The 25,812-nt window shown below is 73.0% G+C and carries 23 protein-coding genes; 10 read left to right on the top strand and 13 right to left on the bottom strand.

The genetic code is table 11. The features are described 5' to 3' along the window. Positions 1 to 86: 86 nt before the first annotated feature. The gene (locus ACFY30_RS08685; RefSeq protein WP_390844429.1) at positions 87 to 1,013 is read left to right on the top strand and encodes a cyclase family protein; all 927 of its coding nucleotides are present in this window, start codon (positions 87 to 89) and stop codon (positions 1,011 to 1,013) included. 397 nt (positions 1,014 to 1,410) lie between these two features. Here the strand turns inward: ACFY30_RS08685 and ACFY30_RS08680 are convergent, their stop codons facing one another. The 4 genes from ACFY30_RS08680 to ACFY30_RS08665 form a co-directional block, all read right to left on the bottom strand. Continuing rightward, entirely contained in the window at positions 1,411 to 2,052 is a 642-nt protein-coding gene (locus tag ACFY30_RS08680; protein ID WP_390844428.1) for an ATP-binding protein, read from the bottom strand. Between the two features lie 534 nt (positions 2,053 to 2,586). Next, positions 2,587 to 3,477 carry an acyl-CoA dehydrogenase family protein gene (locus ACFY30_RS08675; protein WP_390844427.1) on the bottom strand — a complete coding sequence of 297 codons (891 nt, stop codon included), beginning with the start codon at positions 3,475 to 3,477 and terminating at the stop codon, positions 2,587 to 2,589. 7 nt (positions 3,478 to 3,484) lie between these two features. Beyond that, positions 3,485 to 4,615 carry an acyl-CoA dehydrogenase family protein gene (locus ACFY30_RS08670; RefSeq protein ID WP_390844426.1) on the bottom strand — a complete coding sequence of 377 codons (1,131 nt, stop codon included), beginning with the start codon at positions 4,613 to 4,615 and terminating at the stop codon, positions 3,485 to 3,487. Next, positions 4,615 to 5,844, bottom strand: coding sequence for an amidohydrolase family protein (locus ACFY30_RS08665; protein WP_390844425.1), 1,230 nt, complete (start codon positions 5,842 to 5,844; stop codon positions 4,615 to 4,617). Before ACFY30_RS08665 ends, ACFY30_RS08670 begins: the two co-directional genes overlap by 1 nt. Positions 5,845 to 6,026: 182 nt before the next feature. On the opposite strand from ACFY30_RS08665, the gene ACFY30_RS08660 reads away from it, so the two are divergent. Beyond that, positions 6,027 to 7,538, top strand: a complete 1,512-nt coding sequence (locus tag ACFY30_RS08660; protein WP_390844424.1) for a class I adenylate-forming enzyme family protein — start codon at positions 6,027 to 6,029, stop codon at positions 7,536 to 7,538. Between the two features lie 3 nt (positions 7,539 to 7,541). On the opposite strand, the gene ACFY30_RS08655 is transcribed toward ACFY30_RS08660, so the two are convergent. Continuing rightward, complete coding sequence (locus tag ACFY30_RS08655; RefSeq protein ID WP_390844423.1) at positions 7,542 to 8,054, bottom strand: EF-hand domain-containing protein; 513 nt, start codon at positions 8,052 to 8,054, stop codon at positions 7,542 to 7,544. 160 nt (positions 8,055 to 8,214) lie between these two features. Between ACFY30_RS08655 and ACFY30_RS08650 the strand changes: the two genes are divergently transcribed. Then, the gene (locus tag ACFY30_RS08650) at positions 8,215 to 8,688 is read left to right on the top strand and encodes a hypothetical protein (RefSeq protein WP_390660391.1); all 474 of its coding nucleotides are present in this window, start codon (positions 8,215 to 8,217) and stop codon (positions 8,686 to 8,688) included. Between the two features lie 14 nt (positions 8,689 to 8,702). Here the strand turns inward: ACFY30_RS08650 and ACFY30_RS08645 are convergent, their stop codons facing one another. Beyond that, positions 8,703 to 9,086: an STAS domain-containing protein gene (locus tag ACFY30_RS08645; RefSeq protein ID WP_390844422.1), complete on the bottom strand. Its 384-nt coding sequence runs from the start codon at positions 9,084 to 9,086 to the stop codon at positions 8,703 to 8,705. 339 nt (positions 9,087 to 9,425) lie between these two features. On the opposite strand from ACFY30_RS08645, the gene ACFY30_RS08640 reads away from it, so the two are divergent. Next, entirely contained in the window at positions 9,426 to 10,007 is a 582-nt protein-coding gene (locus tag ACFY30_RS08640) for an RNA polymerase sigma factor (RefSeq protein WP_390660393.1), read from the top strand. Next, the gene (locus tag ACFY30_RS08635) at positions 10,004 to 11,434 is read left to right on the top strand and encodes a zf-HC2 domain-containing protein (protein WP_390844421.1); all 1,431 of its coding nucleotides are present in this window, start codon (positions 10,004 to 10,006) and stop codon (positions 11,432 to 11,434) included. The genes ACFY30_RS08640 and ACFY30_RS08635 overlap by 4 nt, the downstream gene beginning before the upstream one ends. Before the next feature lie 80 nt (positions 11,435 to 11,514). On the opposite strand, the gene purU is transcribed toward ACFY30_RS08635, so the two are convergent. Both purU and ACFY30_RS08625 read right to left on the bottom strand, forming a co-directional pair. Then, positions 11,515 to 12,399, bottom strand: coding sequence for a formyltetrahydrofolate deformylase (gene purU, locus ACFY30_RS08630; RefSeq protein ID WP_390660394.1), 885 nt, complete (start codon positions 12,397 to 12,399; stop codon positions 11,515 to 11,517). A gap of 90 nt (positions 12,400 to 12,489) precedes the next feature. Beyond that, positions 12,490 to 12,990 carry a hypothetical protein gene (locus ACFY30_RS08625; protein WP_390844420.1) on the bottom strand — a complete coding sequence of 167 codons (501 nt, stop codon included), beginning with the start codon at positions 12,988 to 12,990 and terminating at the stop codon, positions 12,490 to 12,492. Between the two features lie 118 nt (positions 12,991 to 13,108). Here ACFY30_RS08625 and ACFY30_RS08620 point away from each other — a divergent pair, with 118 nt between their 5' ends. Continuing rightward, positions 13,109 to 14,437 (top strand): ABC transporter substrate-binding protein, encoded by a 1,329-nt coding sequence (locus tag ACFY30_RS08620; RefSeq protein ID WP_390844419.1) that lies wholly within the window; start codon positions 13,109 to 13,111, stop codon positions 14,435 to 14,437. Positions 14,438 to 14,476: 39 nt separating this feature from the next. Here the strand turns inward: ACFY30_RS08620 and ACFY30_RS08615 are convergent, their stop codons facing one another. Further along, positions 14,477 to 16,165 carry a hypothetical protein gene (locus ACFY30_RS08615; RefSeq protein ID WP_390844418.1) on the bottom strand — a complete coding sequence of 563 codons (1,689 nt, stop codon included), beginning with the start codon at positions 16,163 to 16,165 and terminating at the stop codon, positions 14,477 to 14,479. 200 nt (positions 16,166 to 16,365) lie between these two features. Beyond that, a complete protein-coding gene (locus ACFY30_RS08610; protein WP_390844417.1) occupies positions 16,366 to 17,751 on the bottom strand; it encodes a transcriptional regulator in 1,386 nt (461 codons plus the stop codon). A 265-nt stretch (positions 17,752 to 18,016) separates the two neighbouring features. Between ACFY30_RS08610 and ACFY30_RS08605 the strand changes: the two genes are divergently transcribed. The 3 genes from ACFY30_RS08605 to ACFY30_RS08595 are packed head-to-tail and all read left to right on the top strand — an operon-like array spanning position 18,017 to position 21,091. After that, complete coding sequence (locus tag ACFY30_RS08605; RefSeq protein ID WP_390844416.1) at positions 18,017 to 18,679, top strand: bifunctional DNA primase/polymerase; 663 nt, start codon at positions 18,017 to 18,019, stop codon at positions 18,677 to 18,679. A 37-nt stretch (positions 18,680 to 18,716) separates the two neighbouring features. Continuing rightward, positions 18,717 to 19,487 (top strand): ABC transporter ATP-binding protein, encoded by a 771-nt coding sequence (locus ACFY30_RS08600; protein WP_390844415.1) that lies wholly within the window; start codon positions 18,717 to 18,719, stop codon positions 19,485 to 19,487. Continuing rightward, positions 19,484 to 21,091: a transporter gene (locus ACFY30_RS08595; RefSeq protein ID WP_390844414.1), complete on the top strand. Its 1,608-nt coding sequence runs from the start codon at positions 19,484 to 19,486 to the stop codon at positions 21,089 to 21,091. The genes ACFY30_RS08600 and ACFY30_RS08595 overlap by 4 nt, the downstream gene beginning before the upstream one ends. A gap of 58 nt (positions 21,092 to 21,149) precedes the next feature. Here the strand turns inward: ACFY30_RS08595 and ACFY30_RS08590 are convergent, their stop codons facing one another. Both ACFY30_RS08590 and ACFY30_RS08585 read right to left on the bottom strand, forming a co-directional pair. Then, a complete protein-coding gene (locus ACFY30_RS08590) occupies positions 21,150 to 22,088 on the bottom strand; it encodes an alpha/beta fold hydrolase (protein WP_390844413.1) in 939 nt (312 codons plus the stop codon). Between the two features lie 527 nt (positions 22,089 to 22,615). Then, positions 22,616 to 23,308 carry a metal-dependent transcriptional regulator gene (locus ACFY30_RS08585; RefSeq protein WP_390660403.1) on the bottom strand — a complete coding sequence of 231 codons (693 nt, stop codon included), beginning with the start codon at positions 23,306 to 23,308 and terminating at the stop codon, positions 22,616 to 22,618. Between the two features lie 232 nt (positions 23,309 to 23,540). Here ACFY30_RS08585 and ACFY30_RS08580 point away from each other — a divergent pair, with 232 nt between their 5' ends. Beyond that, positions 23,541 to 24,305 carry an SIS domain-containing protein gene (locus ACFY30_RS08580; RefSeq protein WP_390844412.1) on the top strand — a complete coding sequence of 255 codons (765 nt, stop codon included), beginning with the start codon at positions 23,541 to 23,543 and terminating at the stop codon, positions 24,303 to 24,305. Between the two features lie 22 nt (positions 24,306 to 24,327). On the opposite strand, the gene ACFY30_RS08575 is transcribed toward ACFY30_RS08580, so the two are convergent. Next, positions 24,328 to 25,767, bottom strand: a complete 1,440-nt coding sequence (locus ACFY30_RS08575; RefSeq protein ID WP_390844411.1) for a PAS domain-containing protein — start codon at positions 25,765 to 25,767, stop codon at positions 24,328 to 24,330. Positions 25,768 to 25,812: the final 45 nt, after the last annotated feature.

The following is a 25,812-nucleotide window of genomic DNA, read 5'->3' as shown; positions in this document are numbered from 1 at the left end:
TTAGATGCCCTGAAGAACGTATCTGACGGTCCGTTAGATTTTATGTCCCGCCGGACGGGCGAGGACAAGCCCCGGGGAGGCACCGGATGGCACTGCCGGAGGAGTTCCACGACATCGCCAAGCGCGTCAACAACTGGGGGCGCTGGGGCACCGCCGACGAGATCGGCACGCTGAACCTGATCAGCGACGAGGTCGTACGGGCCGCGGCCGCCGAGGTCCGCACGGGCCGCCGGGTCCCGCTGGCCCTCCCGCTGCGCGAGGACGGCGTGCAGAGCGGACTGATCCCGGGGCGGGTCAACCCGCTGCACACCATGGTGCAGATCAACCAGGAGATCTTCGGCCCCGGCACGGTGGCGTGCAGCGACGACGCCGTGACGATGGGCCTGCAGGCGGCCACCCACTGGGACGCGCTGACGCACGTCTCGCACTCGGGAAAGCTCTACAACGGCCGCCCGGCCGCCACCATCACCGCCCACGGCGGCGCGGAGTTCAGCGGGATCGACAAGGCGCGGCACGTCGTCTCGCGGGGCGTGCTCCTGGACGTGGCACGCGCGCGCGGTGTCGACCGGCTGGAGGGCGGCCACGCGGTGACCCCGGAGGACCTGGACGCGGCGGAGGAGCTGGCCGGTACGCGCGTGCGCGCCGGTGACGTCGTGCTGGTGCGGACCGGGCAGATCCAGCTCTACCTGGCGGGCGACAAGCAGGGGTACGGCTTCCCCTCGCCGGGGCTGTCGGTCCGCACCCCGGAGTGGTTCCACGCGCGCGATGTGGCCGCCGTGGCGAACGACACCCTGACCTTCGAGATCTTCCCGCCGGAGATCGAGGGCCTGTGGCTGCCCGTGCATGCCCTCGACCTCGTGGAGATGGGGATGCTGCAGGGCCAGAACTGGAATCTCGAAGAGTTGTCCACAGCCTGTGGACAAGCGGGGCGTTACGCGTTCCTGCTGTCGGCGATGCCCGAGCCGTTCGTCGGGGGCACCGGAACCCCGGTGGCTCCCGTGGCCGTTCTCTGAACCGGCCTCCGAACCCCCCTCCCCGCGACCCCGCGTCCGCGAGACGCCGGATGGCGGCGCGCCGCTGCCCGCCCCGAGCACGGCACCGCACGCCGCCATCCGAATCGGCGCGCTCTCCCCGGCTCCCCTCCGGCCCTGAGGGACCCCGCGCCGCGTCACGACCCACACTCGGCGAGGGCTGTCGTCCCCGAAACCCTCGTCGTCCCCTCACGGCGAATCGCTGACCACAAGCGTGATCAAACGGACACGCCGCGTCAACACCCGAACGGGGATTTATTACTTACGCCCCATTTGCAGCGGGCGCGCACGGAAGCACATCAGGGCGCACCGAGGCCGCTCCAGCCGGGCACGACAGCGCTTTCTGCGCCCGTGCACCGCACCCTGACGCATTTTCACGTCACACGACCTGGAACGCGAACCCCTCATACGCCGGCTCCGGGCGCACCGGAGGCGTCGGGTACACCGGAGGCGTCGGGTACACCGGCCCGGGGAAGACCGTGCCCTCCCGGCCGCCCGCGCTCCCGAGGTCCGCGCCCCTGCCGGCACCACTGCCGTTCCGGTCGCCGTTGCCGCTGCCGCCGCCCAGCGCGCTCGCGCACTCCGCCGCGTCCTCGGCGGGCCGCCCCTCGCAGCGGTCCAGTTCGCACCAGATGCGCTTGCCGCCGCCCTCCACGCTCCAGCCCCAGCGGTCCGCGAGACAGTCGACCAGGGCCAGGCCCCGGCCGCCCGTGGCGTCGTCGCCCACACACCGGGGGACGGGGGCGCGGTCGCTTCCGTCCGCCACCTCCAGACGGACGGTGGCCGCCCCGTCCACCGCGTCCGGCCCGCCGCCCGGCAGGGACAGCCGCACCACGGCCGGACAGCCGGTGTGCACCACGGCGTTGGTCACCAGTTCGGAGACGAGCAGGATCAACGTCTCCGCGAGCGGCTCGTCGTCCCCTATGCCGGACCCGGCGAGGCGCGAACGGGCCCACCTGCGGGCGCGCCCCACCTCTGCGGGGTCGGGCCGGATCTCCAGCTGCACTTGAAGCACCTGCACCGCTCACACCATCCGAACCGGCGGACACATGGCCGTGCGCCACGCGAGCCACGCGAGCCGCGTGTGCACCATGACGACGGGGGCCACGATCGTAGCCATTTTCTGCATGGCCAGAACAACAGCCAGAGGCAGCGTGACGGAACGTGAATCCCTTACGAGACAGCTTGGTTGACGTACAGTCACCTCAACAAGCGCTTCGGGCATATTCCAGCGCGAAGGAGTACTCGTGCGGCATACTGTGCGAGGCCCACGCCGGGGAGTCGAACAGGCGGGGGCCCGAAGCCCGTCCGCCCTGCGAGCAGCGGCACGCACCGCCGGTTCGGGCGCCGCCCCAGGGGCACCACCGGCATGGCTCGTGCTCGGAACCACTCGCATCCCACAGAAGGTACCGGAGCCTCCCGCCGACTCCGGGCCGTGACGGGTCACGCATCGGACACAACCCGATATCAACGCTCCGTGATTCCGGTATGCCACAATCCGCGACATCCGTACGGCAGTCCGGTCCGCGCCGGACCGTCGTCGCAGGCAGTCGCGTCACCGGCCCTCCGCGGCAGGCAGTTCCGCCGCGAGCAGCTCCTCACTCTCCGTGCCGCCCCCCGCACGCCGGGTGCGCACCCAGGCCCGCTTCAGCAGCAGGTGGACGTCCGCCTCCCAGGTGAACCCCATGCCGCCGTGCACCTGGAGACAGTCGCGGGCGCCGCGCACGGCTGCCTCGTCGGCGAGCAGCCGGGCGGCGGCGATGTCGGCCGGATCGGCGGTGACGGCGGCCGCGTAGACCGCGGCACGGGCCACCTCGACCCGCACCAGCAGCTCCGCGCACAGATGCTTGACGGCCTGGAAGGCGCCGATCGGCTGCCCGAACTGCTCCCGCGCCCGCGCGTGTTGCACGGCCAGCTCGCACGCGCGCGTGGCGGTGCCGAGCTGCTCGGCGGCGGTGAGGAGAACCGCCACCGGGTCGGCACCCGGGTCGGCCGCCGGACGGCCCGGCACCCGGTGCAGGGGCGTCAGCGGGTCCACCGACCGCAGCGCCACGGCGTCCGAGGCGTCCCCGTGGATCACGTCCGCCTCCGCCAGCCACTCCACGAGGCCGCCGCCGTCGACGGCCGTGACGACGGTCTCCCCCTCGGCCGCGCCGGGCACGCCGCCCGCCGCGAGATGGGTGGCCACCAGGGGGCCCGGCAGCAGCGCACGGCCCGCCTCCTCGAACACCAACACGGCCTCGGGCAGACCGAGTCCGACCCCGCCGTCCGCCTCCGGCAGCCGGAGCGCGAAGAAGCCCGCCGCGCCCAGCTCCCGCCACAGCGCCCGGTCGAGGCCGGGCCGCTCCACGGCCGCCCGCAGCGCGTCCCGGCCGAAGCGCCGGGCGAGCAGCTCCCGCATCCCCCGCTTCAAGGCCTGCTGGTCGTCGGTCAGTTGGAACCGCACGCAGATCTCACCGCCCCTTCGGCAGCCCCAGGATCCGTTCCGCCACGATGTTCCGCTGGATCTGCGAGGTCCCGGCCGCGATGGTGTACGACAGCGAGGACAGCCGGTCGAGCACCCAGGGCCGGCCGAGATCGAGGGCCGCGTCGCCCAGGACCTCGGCGGCGGTGTCGTACAGCTCCTGGCGGGCGTGCGAGTACCTCAGTTTGAAGACCGAACCCCCGACTCCGGGTGTCCCGCCGCCCGAGGCCCGGCTCACGTTCCACTGCGTCAGCCGCCACAGCGCCCGGAACTCCGCCTCCAGACGGCCGAGCCGACGCCGCAGCGCCGGATCGTCCCAGTGGCCGCCGCGCCGGGCCTCCCGGGCCACTTCGCCGAGCACACGCCGGCAGGCGACGACCTCGCCCGCGAACGCCGTGCCGCGCTCGAAGGAGAGGGTCACCATCGTCACCCGCCAGCCGTCGTTCTCCTCCCCGACCCGGTGGGCGACCGGCACCCTGACCTCGTCCAGGAACACCTCGGCGAACTCGGCGGACCCGGCGAGCGTCCGCAGCGGCCGTACGGTGATCCCCGGGGCGTCCATGGGCATCGCCAGCCAGGTGATGCCCCGGTGTTTCGCGGCCGTCGGATCCGTCCTGACCAACAGCTCGCACCAGTCGGCGACTTCGGCGTGGGAGGTCCAGATCTTGGACCCGCTGACCACGTAGTGGTCCCCGTCGCGCCACGCGCGCGTGCGCAGCGACGCGAGGTCGGAGCCGGCGTCCGGCTCGCTGAAGCCCTGGCACCAGACCTCCTCGCCGCGCAGGATCGGCGGCAGCCAGCGCTCCCGCTGGGCGTCCGTACCCTCGGCGGCGATCGTCGGACCGGCGTGCAGCAGTCCGACGAAGCCGGCCCCCACGTAGGGAGCGCCGGCCCTCTCCGTCTCCTCGAGGAAGATGAGCCGTACGGTCGGCGAGGAGTCCCAGTGCACGTGCGCGTACCCGGCGTCGTACAGCATCCGCTGCCAGCCGAGGTCGAAGGCGCGGCGCCCCGGCCAGTCGTCGGGGGACGGCTTCGGCGGGAGCGCGGGCAGCGTCCTGCGGAGCCAGTCCCGCAGCCGGGCGCGGAACTCGGCGTCCTCGGGGGTGTCCGAGAGGTCCATCAGGCGGCCGGATCCCGGTCGAGGGCCCGGCCGAGACCGCGGTCGAAGTCCAGGTCCAGCATGCGGATCGCGTTGCCCCGCATCAGCTTGTAGACCGTCTCGTCGTCGAGGCCCTTGACGTGGTCGAGGGCCACCTCCTTGGTGTGCGGGAAGGTCGAGTCGACATGCGGGTAGTCGGTCTCGAAGGTGGCGTTGTCGCGGCCGACCACGTCCAGCGACGCCACCCCGTGCTTGTCGCGGAAGAAGCAGCAGTAGATCTGCCGGTAGTAGTAGGTCGACGGCGGCTCGGGGATCAGGTCCCGGACCCCGCCCCAGGCCCGGTGCTCCTCCCAGACGTCGTCGGCGCGCTCCAGGGCGTACGGGATCCAGCCCATCTGGCCTTCCGAGTAGGCCAGTTTCAGCGCCGGGAACTTCACCAGGACCCCGCTGAAGAGGTAGTCCATCATCGACGCCATGGCGTTGTTGAAGGACAGGGACGCCTGGACGGCGGGGGGCGCGTCGGGTGAGGCGGCGGGCATCTGCGAGCTGCTCCCGATGTGCATGTTGACGACCGTCCCGGTCTCCTCGCAGACCGCGAAGAACGGGTCCCAGTAGCCGGAGTGGATGGACGGCAGGCCCAGGTGGGTGGGGATCTCGGAGAAGGTGACCGCGCGCACCCCGCGGGCGGCGTTGCGCCGGATCTCCGCGACCGCAAGGCCGATGTCCCACAGCGGGATCAGGCAGAGCGGGATGAGCCGCCCTCCGCTGTCCCCGCACCACTCCTCGACCATCCAGTCGTTGTAGGCGCGCACACAGGCCAGCGCGACCTCCTTGTCGTGCGCCTCGGCGAAGGTCTGTCCGCAGAAGCGGGGGAAGGAGGGGAAGCACAGGGACGCCTCGACGTGGTTGAGGTCCATGTCCGCGAGCCGCGCCCTGGGGTCCCAGCATCCCCGCCGCATCTCCTCCCGGGTGATCCCCTCCAGGGTCATCTCGTCCCGGTCGAAGCCGACGGCGGCGATGTTGCGTTTGTACGGGAACTTCAGGTCCTCGTAGATCCACCAGTCGGTGGGCGGGCCGGCGGGGTCCATGGTGATCTGGTACTTCCCGCCGACGTAGGCCAGCTCGCCGATCCCGGCGGTGAGCGGCTGCGGCCCGCGGTCGCGGTACTTGCGCGGCAGCCAGGTCGCGAAGAGGTGCGCGGGCTCGATCACGTGGTCGTCGACGCTGATGATGCGGGGCAGTTCCGTCATGGGTCCCCTCCGGCCTGGGGTTCGTGAGCCACCGTTTCTGATGGTCCGTCAGATAACGCTCCCCTGGAAGGCTAGTCCCGCGACTATGGACCGACAAGCCGACCGGCCCTACGCTCTGCCCACGATCTGACTGTCCGTCAGTTGTATGTCCCACATCCGTCAGCCACCGGCAGGGGGCCGCCGTGAACGACATCGCCCATGAGCTGAGCGCGTCCCGCACCCTCTGGGAGCTCCTCGCCCGCCGCGCCGCCCTCACCCCGGACCGCCCGGTCCTGCTCCAGGACGACCGCCGCCTGACCTTCGGCGAGCTGCGCGCGCGTGCCGAACGCGTGGCGGCCGGGCTGTACGACAGGGGGGTGCGCCCCGGCACGGTCGTCGCCTGGCAGCTGCCCACCCGCCTGGAGACGGCCGTGCTGTCCTTCGCGCTGGCCCGCCTGGGCGCGGTGCAGTCGCCGGTCATCCCCTTCTACCGGGACCGCGAGGTCGGCTTCGCGCTGCGCGAGTCCCGGGCGGAGTTCTTCGCGGTGCCGGGCGTGTGGCGGGGCTTCGACTTCGGCGCGATGGCACGGCGGCTGGGCGCCAAGGGCGTCTTCGAGGCGTACGACGGCCTCCCCGAGGGCGACCCGCGCGTACTGCCCCCGCCGCCCGCCGAGGGCACCTCGGTCCGCTGGATCTACTGGACCTCGGGCACGACCTCCGACCCCAAGGGCGTGCTGCACACCGACCGTTCCCTCATCGCGGGCGGCTCCTGCCTCGCCCACGCGCTGTGCCTGACCGCGGACGACGTGGGGTCGATGGCGTTCCCGTACGCCCATATCGCCGGCCCCGACTACACGGTGATGCTGTTGCTGTACGGCTTCCCGGCGGTGATGTTCGAGCAGTTCGCGCTGCCGGACGCGCTGGAGGGGTACCGGCGGCACGGGGTGACGGTGGCGGGCGGGTCGACGGCGTTCTACTCGATGTTCCTCGCGGAGCAGCGCAAGCGGCCGGGGGTGAGGGTGATTCCCTCGCTGCGGCTGCTCGCGGGCGGCGGGGCGCCCAAGCCGCCGGAGGTCTATCACGCCGTGACCCGCGAGATGGGCGTGCAGCTCACCCACGGCTACGGCATGACCGAGGTCCCGATGATCACCATGGGATCGCCGGACGACACCGCCGAGAACCTCGCGACGACGGAGGGGCGGCCACCGCGCGGGATGGAGATACGGATCGCGGAGGGCGGGGAGGTGCGGCTGCGCGGGGAGGCCGTGTGCCAGGGCTACCTGGATCCGGCGCAGACGGCGGAGGCCTTCGACGAGGAGGGCTTTCTGCGCACCGGCGACCTGGGGTACCTGACCGCCTCCGGACACCTGGTCCTCACCGGCCGGCTGAAGGACGTGATCATCCGCAAGGGCGAGAACGTGTCGGCGAAGGAGATCGAGGATCTGCTCGCCGCCCATCCGCAAGTCGGGGACGTGGCGGTGATCGGGCTGCCGGACGCCGAGCGCGGGGAACGGGTGTGCGCGGTGGTGGAACGGGCGCCGGGAGCCGGGGAGCCCACCCTGGAGGCGGTGACGTCGTACCTGCGCGCGGCGGGGCTGTCGGTGCACAAGCTGCCGGAGCAACTGGAGGTGGTGGACGCCCTTCCGCGCAACGAGACGCTGCGGAAGGTGCTGAAGTACAAGCTGCGGGAGCGGTACGCGCGGCCGCCGGCGTGACGGCTACTCGGGCACGGTGAAGTGGCGGGCGAAGGCCGGGACGACGTCCGTCTCGCCGACCCTGCCGTCCCCGTCGGCGTCGAGGGCGGCGGCGATGCTGCGGGCGAGCTCCGTCGGGACGCCCAGGACCCGCAGCACGCGCGCGGTGTCCTCGACCGCGGCCAGGCCGTCCCCGTCGCCGTCCGCGACGGCCAGGGCGGCGTGCAGGAAGGGGCGGGCGATCTCGGCGAAGCGGTCGGGGTTGTCGTGCAGGCGCTTGACCGCGCCGCCGACGAACTCGTCCCGGGTGATGCGCTGGTCGCCGTCCCGGTCCGCGATGCCCGCCATGCCCTGCCAGAAGGCCTCCGCGCCGGCGTACAGCGCCTGTCCCTTGTCGGAGCGGGCCGCCGTGCCGAACTCGGCGAGCAGCGCCTTGGCGGCCGCGCCGAAGTCCGCCCGGTCGATGTAGCCGTTGCCGTCCTGGTCGAAGGCGGCGAACCGGTCGGCGATCCTGCGTTCGTACTCGCTGGTGACCATGTCTCCTCGGGCCGCCTTACGTTCTCTTGTGGGGATGCTCGTGGCAGGGAGCGTACGACGACGGCGGCGTTCCGGCAGCCGAAGGATGTCGTCTGTGCCAAGTCCGGGGGAATTTCGGTACAGCGTTGTGGCACGGCCACGGTGTGATCGACTGTCCGGCGTGGAGGCAGTGGCGGCGAGTGTCATAGCGGTGCTGGGGACCCTGCTGGGTGCGGGCCTGACCCAGCGGTTCCAGTTGCGGACGGTGGAGCGCACCGAGCGGTTCACCCGCGACGAGAAGCTGCGCCAGGAGCGCATGGACGCCTACGGCTCGTACGCCGGGGCACTGGTGAACTACCGGCGCGCTCTGGTGCACCGCTGGTTCCGCGAGCGCGAGGGCGGCTCCCCCGAGGAGGTCACGGAGAACCGGATGGCGGGCTACCAGCTGCGGTCCGTGGCCCAGGAGGCGCTGTTCCGGGTGCAGATGCTGTCGCCGGACGAGGCGCTCGTGCAGCGGGCGTGGCAGGCCCTTCTGGAGATCGACCTGGTGCACAAGGCGGCGGACCGGGAGGCCTTCGACGCGCTCCGGGACGACACCCGGGAGCAGATCAGGGCTTTCGTGTCCGCCGCGAAGGACACACTCGAACTGCCCTGAGTCCGCCCCGTGCCTCACGCCGACAGCGGTTCCGGGCCGTCCTCGGCGACGGCCTCCGCGAGGTCGCCGTACACGTCGAAGAGGCGCCGGACGCCGAGCGCGCCCAGGACGCGGTTGACGTGGGAGTCGTCCGCAGCCCCGCGCGCGGGCAGGATCAGGCGCAGGCGGCCCCGGCAGGACCGGATGAGACGGCGGGCGGCGATGAGCACTCCGACGCCGCTGGAGTCGCAGAAATACACCTCGGAGAGGTCCAGGACGAGACTGTGGCGGCCCTCGGCCACCTCGTCGTGCACCCGCTGACGCAGCACCGGCGACGTCATCAGGTCCAGCTCGCCCGACACATGGAGCACGGCCCAACCGCCCCGCTCGCCGCCGGTCACCTTGAAGGCCACCACCACGCCTTTCGCTCGCCGTAAACGGAAGCCGTCCCTTCGCTTCCTTGCAGCGCGGCTGCCCAGCGGCCGTGCCCCGAAACGCCGACGGAAAAACAGAAAACAAGAGGAAGAGGCTTGTTTTCGTCATATCCGGTCCTGTTCGATCCACATCAGTCAGAGATGTGTCGCACTTGATCCGGCTTGGCCGGGAGGAGCCCGGGTAGGCACGGCCCAATACCACCGCCCGGCCGCTCAGGGGCGCACATTGGAACAAAGGGGCGTGCGTTGTCGTACGTGCCGACTACATTCGAGGTGACGGTGGACACATGCTGGGCAGAGGCACGGGCACGGTGAGGGGGCCGCATGGCGAAGAAGGACGCACCGCCCCGCTGGGACCGCAGGATGCAGCAGCGACTCGCGCGCGGTGAGGCGGCCGCCCTGGGTGAGCTCTACGACCGGTTCGCTTCGCTCGTGCACGGCCTCGCCCACCGCGTGCTCGGAGACGAACACGCGGCCGACCGCGTGACCCGCGAGGTCTTCGCCCACGTCTGGCAGCACCCCGACGCCTACGACCCCCGGCAGAGCCCCCTGCGCACCTGGATCGCCGCACTGACCCACCGCCTCGCCGTGCAGCGGCTGCGCGCCACCGAGACCGCCGCGCTGGCCGAGGGCGGCCCCGGCTCCACCGAGGAACTGGAGCTGAAGGTGCGCCACGCCTCGGTCGCCGCCCGCGCCGACTACATCGTCCAGGCCATGCCCGCCCCGCTGCGCGCCGCCCTGGAGCTGGCCTATTTCCAGCGCCGCGACTACCGCCAGACCGCCGCCGACCTCGGTGTCACCGAGGACGAGGCCCGCCGCCGGCTCCGCCTCGGCCTGCAACTGCTGTCCACGGCCCACGACGCCCCGTCCCCCGGGGCCCCGCCCGAGTACGGGGGTGCGGCGTGAGCGGCACAGGCCGGTCCGAGGCGTTCGACGACGGAGACGAGGAGAACAAGGAAGGCGAAAAACAGCGGAACGGGTCACCGGAGATGGCGCACGAGGAGGACCAGGGCACGGTGGACGGCTCCGGCGGCACCGCCGACCGCGAGGACCACGGCCGGGACGGCGGCGGCGCGGACGGCCCCGGCGTGCCCCCGTCGCCCGCTCCCGACCCCCGGCCCCGCATCCCCTTCCCGCGCGCCTCCGTCGAGGACACCGGGCTGCCGCTGCCCGCGCTGGAGGCGCTCGCCGCGGCGGAACCGCTCCGCCTCGAGCACCCTGTGCTGAAGTCCCTGCTGGGCGCGTGGGCACTGGCCGCCTGCTCGGCCGAGGAGACCGCGGCCGTCGAGGACCACCTCGGCGGCTGCGGCCCCTGCGCGGACGAGGCCCGGCGGCTGCGCGAGGCGGTCGGGCTGCTCCAGCGCCCGGAGAGCCTCGACCTCGACCCCGGTCTGCGCACCCGCGTCCTGGAGGCCTGCCTGGAGCGCCGCCCGCCGCGCATCCCGGTACCGGCGTGGGCGGCCTCGTACGACGCCGAGACCGCGCGACTGGACGCCCTGCTCCAGGACTTCGGGGACGCCGAGTGGCACGCGCCCGTGCGCCTGCGCTGGTTCCGCGGCGAGGGGGCGGCCACCCGCCGGACCACCGTCGCCGGGGTCATCGCCCATCTCCTCGCGGTGGACGGATTGATCGCGGCGGCGCTCGGTCTGGATGACCCGCTGGGCACGGGCGACGACGACAAGGCCGCCGACCGCCTCCGCACCCCCGCCGAGCGCACCGAGGCGTTCTGGGAGGCCTCGCACTTCCCGCCCACCCGCTCGGTGCGCGGCCCCTGGCGCGAACAGACCCACGCGCTCGTGCGCACGGTCTCCTTCACCGGCACCGGCCCCGGCACCCTGCCGATCTCGTACGGCGACTTCGAGCTGCCCCTGCGGGACGCGATGCTGGACCGGGCGTTCGAGTGCTGGGTGCACGCGGAGGACATCGCGGACGCGGTCGACTATCCGTACGCGCCGCCCGCGCCCCGGCATCTGCACGGCATGATCGACCTGGCCGCGCGGATGCTGCCGCAGGTGCTCGCCGCGCGCCGGCGCGCGGGGCTGGCCGCCCCCGCGCCGGGCGCCCGCCGTCTGGTGAGCGCCGGCAGCCCCGGCCGCAGTCTGCGCCTGGAGATCGAGGGGGACGGCGGCGGCCAGTGGCTGATCCCCCTGGACTCCCCCGGAGCGGTGGGCTCCGCCGAGCACGAGGTGGCCCATGTGGCGCTGGACGACGTCGAGTTCTGCCGGCTGGCCGCGGGCCATGTGCCGCCGGAGGAGGCGGCGGCCGGGCAGCTGGGCGACCGGGAGGCGATCAGGGACGTGCTGTTCGCCGCGGCGTCGTTGAGCCGGATGTAGGGGCCGGGTGCGGTGCGTGGGCGGGTGCGAACGGCCACGGACCGCCCGCCCCCGCCCCCGGAACGGAACCCTCCGCCTCGCTAGGCGAACACGACCGTCCGGCGCCCGTTGAGGAGAATGCGCCGCTCCGCGTGCCACTTCACGGCCCGCGCCAGCGCCTGGCACTCCACGTCCCGCCCGACCGCGACCAGCTGGTCCGGGGTGGCGTCGTGCCCCACCCGCTCGACCTCCTGCTCGATGATCGGCCCCTCGTCGAGGTCGGCGGTCACATAGTGCGCCGTCGCGCCGATCAGCTTCACGCCCCGCGCATGCGCCTGGTGGTACGGCTTCGCGCCCTTGAAGCTCGGCAGGAAGGAGTGGTGGATGTTGATGATCCGCCCGCTGAGCTGCTTGCACAGGTCGTCGGAGAGCACCTGCATGTACCGCGCCAGGACGACCAGCTCGACGTCGTTCTCCCGCACGATCTCCAGGAGCTTGCCCTCGGCCTCGGCCTTCGTCTCCTTCGTCACCGGGATGTGGTGGAAGGGAATGTCGTACGAGCCCACCAGCTCGGCGAAGTCGGTGTGGTTGGACACCACCGCCGCGATCTCCACCGGCAGCGCGCCGATGCTGGCGCGGAAGAGCAGGTCGTTCAGGCAGTGCCCGAACTTGCTGACCATGAGGACGATGCGCATCTTCTCGTCGGCCCGGTTGATCTGCCAGTCCATGTGGAAGGAGTCGCCGATCGCCGCGAAGCTCGCGCGCAGCTTGTCCACGGTCTGCGGCGACTCGGCCGAGAAGTGGACGCGCATGAAGAACAGTCCGGTGTCGTGGTCGCCGAACTGCTGGCTGTCCTCGATGTTGCAGCCGGTCATGAACAGGTAGCTCGACACGGCGTGCACGATGCCCTGCTTGTCCGGGCAGGAGAGGGTGAGGACGTACTGGTCGGCGGGGGTCGCCGCGGCTCGGGCGGACTGCTCACTCATGCCCCACAGGGTCTCACGTCCCTGCCGAGCGGGCGGAACTCCGTCCGCAGGGCGGACCCGCGGGGGCATCGGGCCGAGCGCGCCGGACCGTCAGGCCGAGCGCGTCATGATCCGCAGGACTTCCAGCGTGCGCGGCGGCGCGTCCGGGTCCTCGCCGTCGGCCACCGCCATGCGCACATGCGCGTCCCGCGCCGCGTGCACGGCCTCGGGCCAGCCGGCGTGCTCCATGTAGGCGGAGACGGGCGCGTCCGGGCCGACCTGGTGCATGATCCGCAGGACGCGCAGCACGGCGGTGTCGACGAGGGCCGCCTCCTGCGAGTCACGGAAGATCGTGCCGACGTACTTCTCGGCGGACCAGTTGTCCAGCCAGGTGTCCTCGACCAGACGGTAGACGGCGTCGGTGACGTCGCCGTATCCGTCGAGGCCGGCCAGCCAGACGTTCTGCTGGAAGACCGGGTCGGAGAGCATGTGCAGCGCGGAGCGCACATTGCTGCGCCAGCGCCACCACGGCATGTCGTTGAGTGGCATGCCGCCCATGGTGAACGAGCGACGGCCGCGACGGGAAGAGTTCTCCGAACCTTGCACGGTCATCGATCGTACGTTTTCCCGTCACAGGGACCTCACGGACCCCTGTAATTCACCCTCACGTCACCGCCCGTTGACCGAGGGTCACTCCCGGGTTAGGGATGTGACGGAATCGTGCGTGTCCATGAGCGGCAGCCGACGCACCTCCACGCGAAGCACCTTCCTCCCCGGGTTCCTCCGCAAGTCGGGCTCCGTCAGAGCCTCCGCCCTCGCGGCGGGCGCCCTGGCGGCCTGTGCGTCACTGACCGCCGGATGCGGGGTCGTCCCCGGTGTCACGGGGGGCTCCGGGGACGACTCGATCGTCGTGATGACCTGGGCGCCCGCGGGCACCGCCGCGACGAACAAGCCCGGCATGCCCGCCTTCGCCCGTGCCTACGCCCGCTGGATCAACGCCGAGGGCGGTATCAACGGCCGTAAGCTCACCGTCCTGACCTGCAACGACCACAACGACGCGGTGTCCGCGGCGGCCTGCGCCCGGCGCGCGGTCAAGGAGCACGCGGTCGCCGTCGTCGGCTCCTACAGCCAGCACTCCGACGCCTTCTTCCCGCACCTGGAAGGCGCCGGCATCCCCTACGTCGGCGGCTACGGCGTCACCAACGCCGAGTTCACCAGCCCGCTGTCCTACCCCGTCAACGGCGGCCAGCCCGCCCTCCTCGCCGGCCTGGGCAAGGTGCTGGCCGACACCTGCGCCGGGCCCGTCGCGCTGGTCCGCCCCGACACCATCGCGGGCGACGTCCTGCCCCCGATGCTCGACGCGGGCCTGAAGGCGGGCGGCCACGGCAAGTCCGCCGACCAGCGCGCGGCGGAGGACGCGACCGAGTACTCCGGGCAGGCCGAGGACGCGCTGAAGGCGGCCACGAAGGGAACGGCCGGCAACGGGAGGGGCTGCGTGGTGCCCGCGCTGGGCGACCGCAACAGCACCTTCATGGACTCCTTCCGCCGCAGCCGCGCGGACTACCCGGCCGTGCGCACCGGCACCGTGCTGGGCAGCGTCGACCAGACCCTCGTCGACGCCAGCGGCGGCCGGTCCGGGCCGTACGAGGGGGCGTACGTCACCGGCTGGTACCCGGTGGCGGGCGACAAGCGGTGGGACGGCATGAAGAAGGTGATCAGCGAGTCGGCGTTCACCGACACCAGCATCGACCCCGCCGACACCGGCGTGCAGACCACCTGGATCGCCTACGACGTCCTGCGGCAGGCCCTGGAGTCGCTGGGCGACGGCGAGGTGAGCGCCAACACGGTGCGCGAGGCCCTGAGCGGCCGGAAGTTCACCACCGACGGGCTCACCCCCACCCTGCTGTGGAAGTTCACCAACCCGCTCGCCGCCATCGGCCTCCCCCGGCTCGTCAACGCCGACGTGACCGTGCAGCAGGTGCGGCAGGGCCGGCTGGTGGCCGCCCGGAAGGGCTTCGTCGACGTGACGGACACCATGGCGGACGCGGACCTGGACTAGAAGGTCCCGCCGCCCCGGTCACCCCCGGGGCCGCGCGGCTCACAGCTGGGTGGGCTGGCGCTGTGTCAGGCCGTAGGTTTTGGCGATCGCGTTCCACAGCTGGGCCGCCTGCGTCTTCTGGGCGCTGGCGGTGCCGCTCTCGCGGTTGCCCTGCTGCGTGGAGGCGGTGGTGCGGGCCGTGCCCTTCCTGCAGGCCTTCTTCTTGTTGCCGGCGACCTCGTCGGCCCAGGCCGCGTAGTGGTTGTCGGCGGCCGCGGAGGCCTGCCACGCCTTGGTGAGGGCGCTGGTGAGCGCGGCGTGGTCCGGCAGCTTGTCGACGGCGAGCCCGGACAGCTTCGTCACCAGCTCGGTGCGCTGCCCGGCCGCCGCCCGCAGGTCCGAGGCGGCCTGGGCGAGGTTGTCGCAGGCCTTCACGTTCGCCACCGCGGCGATCACGCTGGCCCGGCTGCTGCCGCTGTCCGCGAGCAGCTTGTCCAGGGCGACCGCCTGCTGCTCGGCCGCGTCGGCGGAGGCCGAGCCCTCCGTCGCGGGCGCGGACGCGGCGACGGTCGTGTTGCCGTCGCCCTGGTCGTCGTCCTCGCCTCCGCCGGCGAGCAGCGCTCCCGCGCCGATGCCGACGACGGCGAGCGCGACACCGATCGCCGCGAACAGCGGGATCCGTGAGCCGGTACGGCCGCCGCGGCCCCCGTGGTCGTCGTCACGCGCCGGGGGCGCGTAGGACGGCTGCTGGGCGCGCGCGGCGGGTCCCGCGCCGTAACCCTGCGGGGCACCTGTGTAGCCCGGGGGCTCCGGCTCGGAGAAGCGCGGCAGCTGCTGCGTGGCGCCGGCCGGGCCGTCACCGGCCGGGCCGCCGCGGAAGAGGTTCTCGAACCCCGACGGCGGCTGTCTGTCCCCGGACTCCGGGTAGCCCTGCGCGGGCACGGGCGGGATGTACTGGGTGGCCTCGGCGTCGGCGTGCGAGGCGCCCGGGCCCGGGTGGTGGTGTCCGCCGGTGCCCAGGAAGTGCGTCGACTCGGCCGGCGACTCGGGCGGCAGCGCGCCCGGCCCGACCGGCGGGATGTACTGCGTGGCCCCCTCGTCGACACCGCCCGGCGCGGGGCCGGAGGCGGCGACCGGCGGCAGGTACTGGGTGCGGCCGTCGTCGACCGGCGCGGCCTGGACCGGCGGTATGTACTGGGTGGCCCCCTCGTCGACGGCCGGCGGCAGCGGCACACCGGGCGCGCCCTGGCCGTACGACGGCTGCGGCGCGTGGGCCTGCCCGTCCTGCCCGTACGACGGCTGCGGCGCGTGGGCCTGCCCGTCCTGCCCGTACGACGGCTGCGGCGCGTGGGCCTGCCCGTCCTGGCCGTACGACGGCTGCGGGGGCGCCGCCGACGGGGCGCCCTCGGGCGGGAGCGGGCCCGCCCCCCACGCGTCCGGCTGCGAGGTGCTCCACTGCTGCTGCCGCTGGTCGGGCGGCAGCGGCCAGCCGCCCTGGTCCGGCTGCTGGGACCGCGGCTGCTGGCCGGGGCCCCACGGCCCTCCCCAGGTCTGCCCGCCGGCCGGTGCCTGCTGCCCGTACGTCTGAGCCCCGTACGGACCGGACTGGGGGTTCGGCTGCTGCGGGTCCGGCCGGGAGCCGCTCGTCGTCATGCCCGGGAGCAGCGGCTCGCCACCGTCCGAGGGCAGCACGATGCCTTCGCGCGCGGGCCGCGCCGAGGGCTCCTCGCCCTGTCCACTCTGCGTCACCGGGACTCCTACGAATGGGGGACTTGCGGAATCGTCGGCTCACGCTACCGGGTCCCCGGAACCCCGTGCCACGCAGCTCAGGACGTGACCTCCCTCCCAGTGACGTCCGCAACACCTCCGGAGCGCCGTGCGCGGTGGCGTGGCGCGCGTACGGGATCCGTCCCGTTCCCCGTGCGTTCACGCAGCGGCGCCCCGTCCGTTCACGCGGCGGCCTGCAGCTCCAGCCGCGCCCCGAACTCCCTTACCACCGGCTCCTCCTGGTACGGCTCCAGCCGCTGCTGGAGATCGTCCAGGTACTCCGCGCCCCGGTTGGAGCGCAGTGTCTCCAGGAGTTCGACCGCCTTGAGCCCCGTGTGACAGGCCTGTTCGATCTCGCGCTGCTGCACCTGTGCGGTGGCGAGCAGGACGTACCCGATGGCCCTGCGCCGCGCCCGGCTCTCCGGATGCCCGGCCAGGGACTGCTCGGCGCACCGCGCCGCCGCCTCGGCGTGGCCCAGGTCGCGGTGGCAGTGCGCCAACTCGTCGGCCAGATAGGCCTCGTCGAAGTGCGCGATCCACGCCGGATCGTCACCCGAGGACGGATCGGCGGTCTCCAGCGCGGACACGGCCCGCCCGGACGCCAGTTGCGCCGCCCGCACGTCGCCCATCAGGGCGTGGCCGCGCGCCTCCGCCGCGAGGAACATCGCCTCCGCGCGCGGGGTCACACGCCCCCGTGCGCCCTCCTGCGCCGCCCGCGCCAACTGGGCGATCTCGCGCGGGTTTCCGAGCTGGGCGGCGAGATGGCTCATGGACGCGGCGAGGACGTACCCGCCGTAGCCGCGGTCGCCCGCCGCCTGCGCGAGACGCAGCGCCTGGATGTAGTAGCGCTGGGCCAGGCCCGGTTGGCCGGTGTCGACGGCCATGTACCCGGCGAGCTCCGTCAACCGGGCGACGGCGGCGAAGAGTTCACGGCCCACCGCCTCCCGGTAGGAGCCGGCCAGCAGCCCCGAGACGACGCTGTTGAGGTAGTGCACGACGACCGGGCGGACGTGCCCGCTGCCGTACTGGTGGTCCAGGTCGACCAGCGCCTGGGTCATCGCCTTCACCGCCGCCACGTCGGACGGGCCCACCCGCGGCCCCGCCGAACGCGCCACCTGGGCGTCGGGCGAGGAGATCAGCCAGTCCCGGCTGGGCTCGACCAGCGCCGATGCGGCGACGGACGAACCGGAGAGGAAGTCGCGCCGGCCCACGTCGCTGCGCCACAGCTCGCAGACCTGCTCGATGGCCCCCAGCACCGTCGGCGAGAACTGGAGACCCACACCCGAGGCGAGGTTCTTGCCGTTGGCCATGCCGATCTCGTCGATCGTGACCGTGCGGCCGAGCTTGCGGCCCAGTGCCTCGGCGATGATCGCCGGGGCGCGTCCGCGCGGCTGCTGCCCGCGCAGCCAGCGGGCCACCGACGTCTTGTCGTAGCGCAGGTCGAGACCGTGCTCGGCACCGCACATGTTGACGCGGCGGGCGAGCCCGGCGTTCGAGCACCCCGCCTCCTGGATGAGCGCCTGCAGCCGTTCGTTCGGCTGCCGCGCGACTAGCGGCCTTGCGGCCATGGGCACTACCCCCTGTGGAGTTCCGCACCGAAGAGTTCCGGCCGAGAAGATCGATGCCCCGGGAACAGAGCGAAAATGCGAGGCATGTGCGGATTGCCGAGTATTGCCGGGTTACCGGCGGAAGCCCGCCCCCTCCCTGGCTACCCGCTCCCGCGCCCGTTCCAGCCGCGCGCCCCCGTCCGTGCACCCGTGCGCCCCGAACGCCGAATCGATGCTCCTCCCCCGCGCACAGGGGCGGGCGTAACCCCCGGTGACGGCTAGAGTTGTGCTCATCGTGGAAGAGACCATCGCGGGCGCCGAAGCCACTCACATCCCGAAGCAGCGCGGGGAATCGCTGCTCGAGACCGCTGTTCGCTACGCCGAGGAACGTCACTGGGACGTCGTCCCCGGCACCTGGCTCGAAGCCGTCGGCGGGGTGCAGCACTGCTCCTGCGGCGACGCGGTGTGCACGGCGCCCGGGGCGCATCCCGCGCGGCCGGACTGGGCGGCACAGGCGACGGGCAGTGCGACCGTCGCGCGTCGGATGTGGCAGAAGCAGCCGGCCGCGTCGATCCTGCTGCCCACCGGGCGCTCGTTCGACGCGATCTCCGTCCCGGAGACGGCCGGGTTCCTCGCGCTGGCGCGGATGGAACGGATGGAACTGACGCTCGGGCCGGTGACCTTGACGCCGGACCGGCGGATGCGGTTCTTCGTGCTGCCGGGCGCGTCGGCGAAGGTGCCCGAACTGGTGCGCAAGCTGGGCTGGTCGCCGGCCGCTCTCGATCTCGTGACGCTGGGCGAGGGGGCGTATGTCGCCGCGCCGCCCACGCGGTTCGGCTCCCGGGGTGCCGTGCAGTGGGCCTGCCGGCCCACCGCCGCGAACCGGTGGCTGCCGGACGCGGAGGAGTTGATCTCACCGCTCGCCTATGCGTGCGGGCGGGACCGGTAGCCCCGCGGGGGCCCCTTCCCCGCCGTAGGGTTCGGTCATGACGTCCGTGCGCGTACGCGATCTCTGGAAGCGGTTCGGGCAGCAGGTGGCCGTTGCCGGGATCGATCTCGATCTGCCCGCCGGGAAGTTCATCGGGCTCGTGGGGCCCAACGGAGCCGGGAAGACCACGACCCTCTCCATGGTGACGGGGCTGCTGCGGCCCGATCAGGGGTCCGTCGAGGTGGTGGGGCATGACGTGTGGCGCGACCCCGTCGAGGTGAAGGCGCGGATCGGGGTGCTGCCGGAGGGGCTGCGGCTGTTCGAGCGCCTCTCCGGGCGGGAACTGCTCGGGTACAGCGGGCGGTTGCGCGGACTGCCCGGTGCCGAGGTCGACCGGCGGGCCACGCAGTTGCTCGACGTCCTCGATCTCGCCGGGGCCCAGCACAAGCTCGTCGTCGACTACTCGACCGGTATGCGGAAGAAGATCGGGCTCGCCTCCGCGCTCCTCCACAATCCCGAGATCCTCTTCCTCGACGAGCCGTTCGAAGGCGTCGATCCCGTCTCCGCGCAGACCATCCGCGAGGTGCTGGAGCGGTACACCGCCTCCGGCGCCACCGTCGTCTTCTCCTCCCATGTGATGGAACTCGTCGAGTCGCTGTGCGACTGGGTGGCCGTGATGGCGGCGGGGCGCATCCGGGCCCACGGGCCGCTGGAGGAGGTGCGCGGGCCGGCTCCCTCGCTGCAGCGGGCGTTCCTGGAACTCGTCGGCGCGCAGGGGCGGGACGCGGGGTCGGATCTCGACTGGCTGGGCGGCGGGACGGCCCGGTGAGCGGGGTGACCTCGGCGCCGGGGCTCGTCTCCGTCGTCGTACGGCTGAAGCTCTCGCTGCTGCGGAACGGGCTCCGGCAGTCCGGCGGGCGGCGGGCCGCGTACGCCGCCTCGGCGGGGTTCACGCTGCTGTTCGCGGCGCTGCAGCTGACCGGGCTGATCGCGCTGCGGGGGCACGCGCACGCCGAGTCGGTCGTGGTGCCGCTGGTGGCCGTGCTGGGGCTGGGGTGGGCGGTGATGCCGCTGTTCTTCCCCGGCGGGGACGAGACGCTTGATCCGACCCGGCTGGTGATGCTGCCGCTGCGGCCCCGGCCGCTGGTGAGGGCGCTGCTGGCGGCCTCGCTGGTGGGGATCGGGCCGCTGTTCACCGTGCTGATGCTGGTGGGGTCGGTGGTCGCGGTGGCCCACGGGACGGCGGCGTACGTCGTCGCGGTGATCGGCGTCGTCCTGGGGCTGCTCGTGTGCGTGGCGCTCGCGCGGGCCGTCGCCACCGCCCATGTGCGGCTGCTGACCAGTCGGCGCGGGCGCGATCTGGCGGTGCTGAGCGGGCTGGTCATCGCGGTGGGCGCGCAGGTCGTCAACTTCGGGGCACAGCGGCTGGGCACGAGCGGGCTCGGGCAGCTCGATCCGGTGGCGGACGTGCTGCGGTGGCTGCCGCCGGCCTCGGCGGTGGGCGCGGTGGACTCGGTGAGCGAGGGGGCGTACGCCGCCGCAGCCGCGCAGCTCGCGCTCAGCGCCGGGGCGCTGGCGGGGCTCGTCGGCGTGTGGGCGCGGAGTCTGACCCGGCTGATGACCTCGCCGGACGGATCGACCCTGCGGTCCGCCGAGCGGGACACGCGGGAGCGGCGCGGCGCGGCGGGGTGGACGCGGCTGCTGCCGGGCGGACGCACCGGCACCGTCATGGAACGCGGCCTGCGCTACGTCTGGCGCGACCCCAAGACGAAGGCGGCCTGGGTGACGTCGCTGGCGATCGGGCTGATCGTGCCCGTGTTCAACGCGCTGCAGGGCACCGGCTCGCCCTACTTCGCCTGCTTCGCCGCCGGGATGCTCGGCATCCAGATGTACAACCAGTTCGGGCAGGACACCTCGGCGTTCTGGATGGTCGCGATGACGATCTCCTCGTCCCGGGACGCCTACGTCGAACTGCGCGCGCGTGCGCTCGCACTGCTGGTGATCGCCCTGCCGTACGCGACGCTGGTGACCGTGGTGACCACCGCGCTGCTCGGGGACTGGCCGAAGCTGCCGGAGGTGCTGGGGCTGTCGCTGGCGCTGCTCGGCGCGATGCTGACGACCGGCGCCTGGACGTCGGCCCGCTTCCCCTACTCGATACCGCAGGAGGGCTACAAGAACGTCGCCCCCGGCCAGACCGGGCTCGCCTGGATCTCGGTCGTCGGCGGGATGGTCTCCGCCGCTCTGCTGTGCGCCCCCGTGATCGCGCTGACGATCTGGCTGAACGTCAGCGCGGACGGCGACGCCTGGAGTTGGCTGCTGCTGCCGGGGGGCGCGGCGTACGGCACGGCGCTCACCCTGCTGGGGCTGCGCCTGGCGGCCCCGAGGGTGGCGGAGCGCCTGCCGGAGATCCTGACGGCGGTGAGCAAGGGCTGAGGCGACCTCCGGCGTACGGCGCCGGCGGGCGAGCCGTCCCACGAGGAGGCGCCCGCCCCTACTGCGCGAGCACCCCGTCGAGGAACGGCTCGATCGCCGCACGCCATCCCGCGGGCTGGTCGTAGTGCACGAGGTGTCCCGCGTCGGCCACCTCCGCGTACTCGCCGAGCGGCAGCACCCGCACCATCTCCTGGGCCTCGGCCCGCCCCAGCTCGCCGTCGAGGCCGCGGACGACGAGGGCGGGGCAGCGAACCTGGGTCAGCTCCTCCCAGTGGGCGTCGTAGACCCAGGTCTCGCGGGACTTCAGCATCTGCTCGGGTTCGAAGACGGGGCGCCAGCCGTCGGGGGACTCCTGCATCACCTCGGCGTAGAACGCGCCCCGGGAGGGGTTCGGGCGCTCCACCCAGGGGTCGTCCTCGCCGAACCACTTGCGGACGTCGGCGAGGGTGGCGAAGGGGAGGGGCCAGGACTTGAACCAGTCGGCCCACTCACGCTGCGAGGCCGAGCCGAGCGCGGAGGCCCGCATGTCGCAGATGACCACCCCGCGCACCAGGTCGGGGCGTTTCGCGGCGAGCTGCCAGGCGGTGAGGGCTCCCATGGCGTGGCCGATGAGGACCGCCGGGGCCAGGCCGAGCTGTTCGAGGGCGGCCTCCGCGTCCTCGACGTACGCCTCGCGGGTGAAGGCGGCCTCGGGGGGCTTCTCGCTCTGTCCGTGGCCGCGCTGGTCGAGGGCGACCGCGCGATGCCGCTCGGAGAGCCAGCGGGCGGTGGAGGCCCAGTGCGAGGCCCGGCCCATCAGCCCGTGCAGTAAGAGGACGCCGGAGGTCCGCTCGGGCCCGGAGCCGGGCGGGGCGAGCCCGTCCAGCCCGCCGGTGGACTGGGCCGGGATCACGGCGTCCGTCCCGCTCCTGGGCGGGTCGCCCTTGGGAGGGTCGCCGAACTCCCAGGCCGCCAGGCGTACACCGCCCGCCCCGGTCACGTCGATGCGTCGCGCCATGGATCCTGGCACCCCCCTAGCCGTCGTACCGCTGTGCTGCCGATGCCTCAGTGCTGTCGTCTCTCACCCGCAGGCTATCGAATGCCCTTTCGAGAAACGCACTCTCCGCGACCAACACCCCTCGTTCGAGTGACCCCCCTCAAGGAATGATCGCCGTCGCCGAGGGGAGATCTTCAACGGGAGGCGGACCGCTCGGGGAAACCGGTCCGACGGGAACGACCCTGAGAGCTCGGGGCTCCGGGTCGTGACAGGGGAGGACAGGCCCCGGTGCCACACGGCACCGGGGCTCTCCACTGCTCTGCGGCACACCATCCCCGCCCCCTCAAGGTCATATGCCTCATGCGACAGCGTGGCACGGGAAGCGCCGACGCGCTGCCGTTCGACACAGGGAATCTGCGATTCGACAAGATCGACAGGGCGCCACAACTTCCCCATGGCTCCCAGGAGTTGAACATCGCTCAGCCTTTACGGCGAGGCCGGCGGCCGACACCGCCCGGTGCCCGGCGGAGCTCGGCGCCCGGCGGAGCTCAGCGCTTGGCGACGAACACGTGGGACGCCACATCCGACTCCAGCTCCGCGGCCTCACCGCCGCTGCCGACCAGCACACCGCCCGCCGACTCCGTCACGCTCACCACCGAACCGGGCTGCACGCCCGCCCGCCGCAGCGTGTACATCAGCTGGGCGTCCGTCTGGATCGGCTCGCCGATCCGGCGCACCACGACCGTCTTGCCCTCCAGACCCGGCGCGAGCTCGGCCAGCGAGACCATGCCCTCGTCCAGGAACGGATCGGCGCCGTCCTTCTCGCCCAGCTCCTCCAGACCGGGAATCGGGTTGCCGTACGGCGACTCGGTGGGGTGACGCAGCAGCTCCAGGACGCGGCGCTCCACGGCCTCGCTCATCACGTGCTCCCAGCGACACGCCTCGGCGTGCACCTGCTCCCACTCCAGGCCGATCACATCGACGAGCAGACACTCGGCCAGGCGGTGCTTGCGCATCACGCGGGTGGCCAGTCGGCGGCCCTCGTCCGTCAGCTCCAGGTGGCGGTCACTGGCCACCGCGACCAGACCGTCGCGCTCCATCCGCGCCACCGTCTGGCTCACCGTCGGCCCGCTCTGGTCGAGCCGCTCGGCGATACGGGCGCGCATGGGGACCACACCTTCCTCCTCCAGCTCGAGGATGGTGCGGAGATACATCTCCGTGGTGTCGATCAGTCCGGACATTCGTGTGCCCCTCGATTGGATCTGCCGAAGGCTCGACGGCTCTCCGGCGCGTGCGCTGGCCCTGGCTCCAATTCTGCCGGATACCACCGACAACCGTGCCGCGCCATGGAAACGAGGGGGTTGCGCCACCCCTCGCGGCCCCGCGGTCGGCCGTATTGACACCGCACTGGTCCAGACCGCACGGTGATCCGCGACACGGACACCTCCGGCCACGGCGAAGGAGCCCCCTCGGATGAGCGACCGCAGCGACCACCAGCTCGCCGCCCGGTTCTTCGACGCCGCGATCGGCCTGCTCCGGCGGGTCCGCGACGAGGAGACCGAGGCCGTGGAGGCCGCCGGCACCCTCCTCGCCGACACCGTGGCCGCCGGCGGCCGCCTCTTCGCCTTCGGCGCCGGCCACTCCTCGCTCGCCGCCCAGGACATCGTCTACCGCGCGGGCGGCCTCGCCCTGATGAACCTCCTCGCCGTCCCCGGTGCCGTCGGCGTCGACGTCGTGCCCGCCACCCTGGGATCCGCCCTGGAACGCGTCGACGGCCTCGCGAGCGCCGTCCTCGACACCTCCCCGATCCGCGCGGGCGACGCCCTGGTGATCATCTCGCTGTCCGGCCGCAACGCCCTGCCCGTGGAGATGGCCCTCCACGCGCGCGACCTCGGCGTGAAGGTCATCGGCGTGACCTCGGTGGCGTACGCCGCGCAGACGAAGCCCCGGCACGCCTCGGGCACCTTCCTCAAGGACCACTGCGACGTCGTACTGGACTCGAAGATCGCCGTCGGCGACGCCGAGCTCACCCTCGACAGCGTCCCGGCGCCCTTCGCCCCCGCCTCCACGGTCGTCACCTCCGCCCTCCTCCAGGCCGTCATGGCCACTGCGGCAGGCTCCCTCGCCGACCGCGGCATCGAGCCCCCGCTGCTGCGCTCCGGCAACGTCGACGGCGGCCACGACTGGAACGGGCGCGTGATGGAGGAGTACGGCGACCGGATCTTCTACCGGCGCTGACCGGGGACCCGCGGGTCCCGCGTCAGGCGTCCTCGTCCCGCTCCAGCAGGTCGGCCAGATCCAGCGCCGCCGCCATGCGCCCGGCGACGTCCTCGGCATACGTCGCGTCGGAACGCTCGAAGGGACTGCGGCCGGCACCGCGCAGGAACGTCACCACACCCAGCGTGCGGCCCCGGCTGCGCAGCACCGCGCACAACGCGTGCACGGTGTCCTCCGGCCACTGCCGCGCCCGCGCCCACTCCCGCGCCTCCTCCGCCGCCACGCTCCCCGCACCGGCCCGCACCGAACCCGCCCGCGCGACGCACTGCAGCGCCGGATGGCCCTCGCCGTAACGGACGGGCAGACCGGCGTGCCCGGTCAGCGCGCTGGGGCCGGGACCGCCGGACGGGGTGGCCGCCACCCGGACCAGCCGCAGCGGCCCGCCCGCCGGCTCACCGTCGGCCGCCGCGCCACCCGCGACCCGGTCGATCAGGGCATGGTCGGCGAACCCGGCGAGCGCGAAGTCCAGATGGACGGTGGCCGCCTCGGCGGGATCCTCGCACTCGGCCGCCGCACGGGCGGCCCGGTGCAGCTGATTGGTGCGGAACCGCAGCAGGGCCGCCTCCTGCTCGCCCTGCTTGGCCTCCGTGACGTCCTGGAACAGCCAGCCGACCCCCAGCGGCACCGGCTCCTCCGCGAGCGGCGAGGCCAGCCGCAGAAAGCCACTGCGCCAGCAGCGCCGCCGCTCCCCCTCCGGGGTGCGCACCCCCACCCACATCTCCGCGGGGGCCGGCGGGGCCCCCTCCGCGAGGACGTGCGTCAGCGCGTTCTCCAGCTCCTCCGCGCCCCGGGTCAGCAGCTCGCCCAGCGGACGTCCCAGCACCGCCGTACGCCCCGTCCCCAGGGCGCGGGCCGCATGCGCGTTCACCACGGCGGGACGCAGATCGGCGTCGACCAGGACCACACCCCAGGACGCGTCGTCGAAGAGGGCCTCGCTCAGGGCGATGGAACGCTCCAGGTCGATCTGCGCGTGCACCTCGCTGAAGGCGCAGTACAGGCCCGCAGGCTTGCCGTCGGGCCCCGGGACGGCGGCGGACTGGGTCCGCACCAGCACCCGGCCCCCGTTCTTGGTCAGCAGCGCGAACTCGTGCACCTGACGGCCCGGCGCGTGCATCGCGGCCATCAGCCGGCTCTCGACCTCCTCCGCGTCCGCCTCACGCACCGCCCAGCCCGCGAAGCCCTGCCGGCCGACGGCCTCCGCCACGCTCCAGCCGAGGATGCGCTCGGCCTCCCGGTTCCAGTGGGTGACGACCCCGTCGGCGTCGAAGGCGCACAGCGCCGCGTCCATGCCGTCGAGCAGCGCGGCAAGAAGATCCGCGCCGTCGGGGCCGTCGGAGCCCTCGGGACCGTCAGAACCGTCCGGCCGCTCGGGCTCCTCCGGCCCCAGCTCGTCGGTGGTCCCACTACGCCGGGAAGCACTCACCTGGACCCCCTGCAGGTTCGCTCACTTGCCCTCATTCAACTCGAA

The sequence above is a fragment of the Streptomyces sp. NPDC000345 genome (assembly GCF_042898825.1).
GTDB lineage: Bacteria > Actinomycetota > Actinomycetes > Streptomycetales > Streptomycetaceae > Streptomyces.
This window is presented reverse-complemented; position numbering and strand designations above follow the sequence as displayed.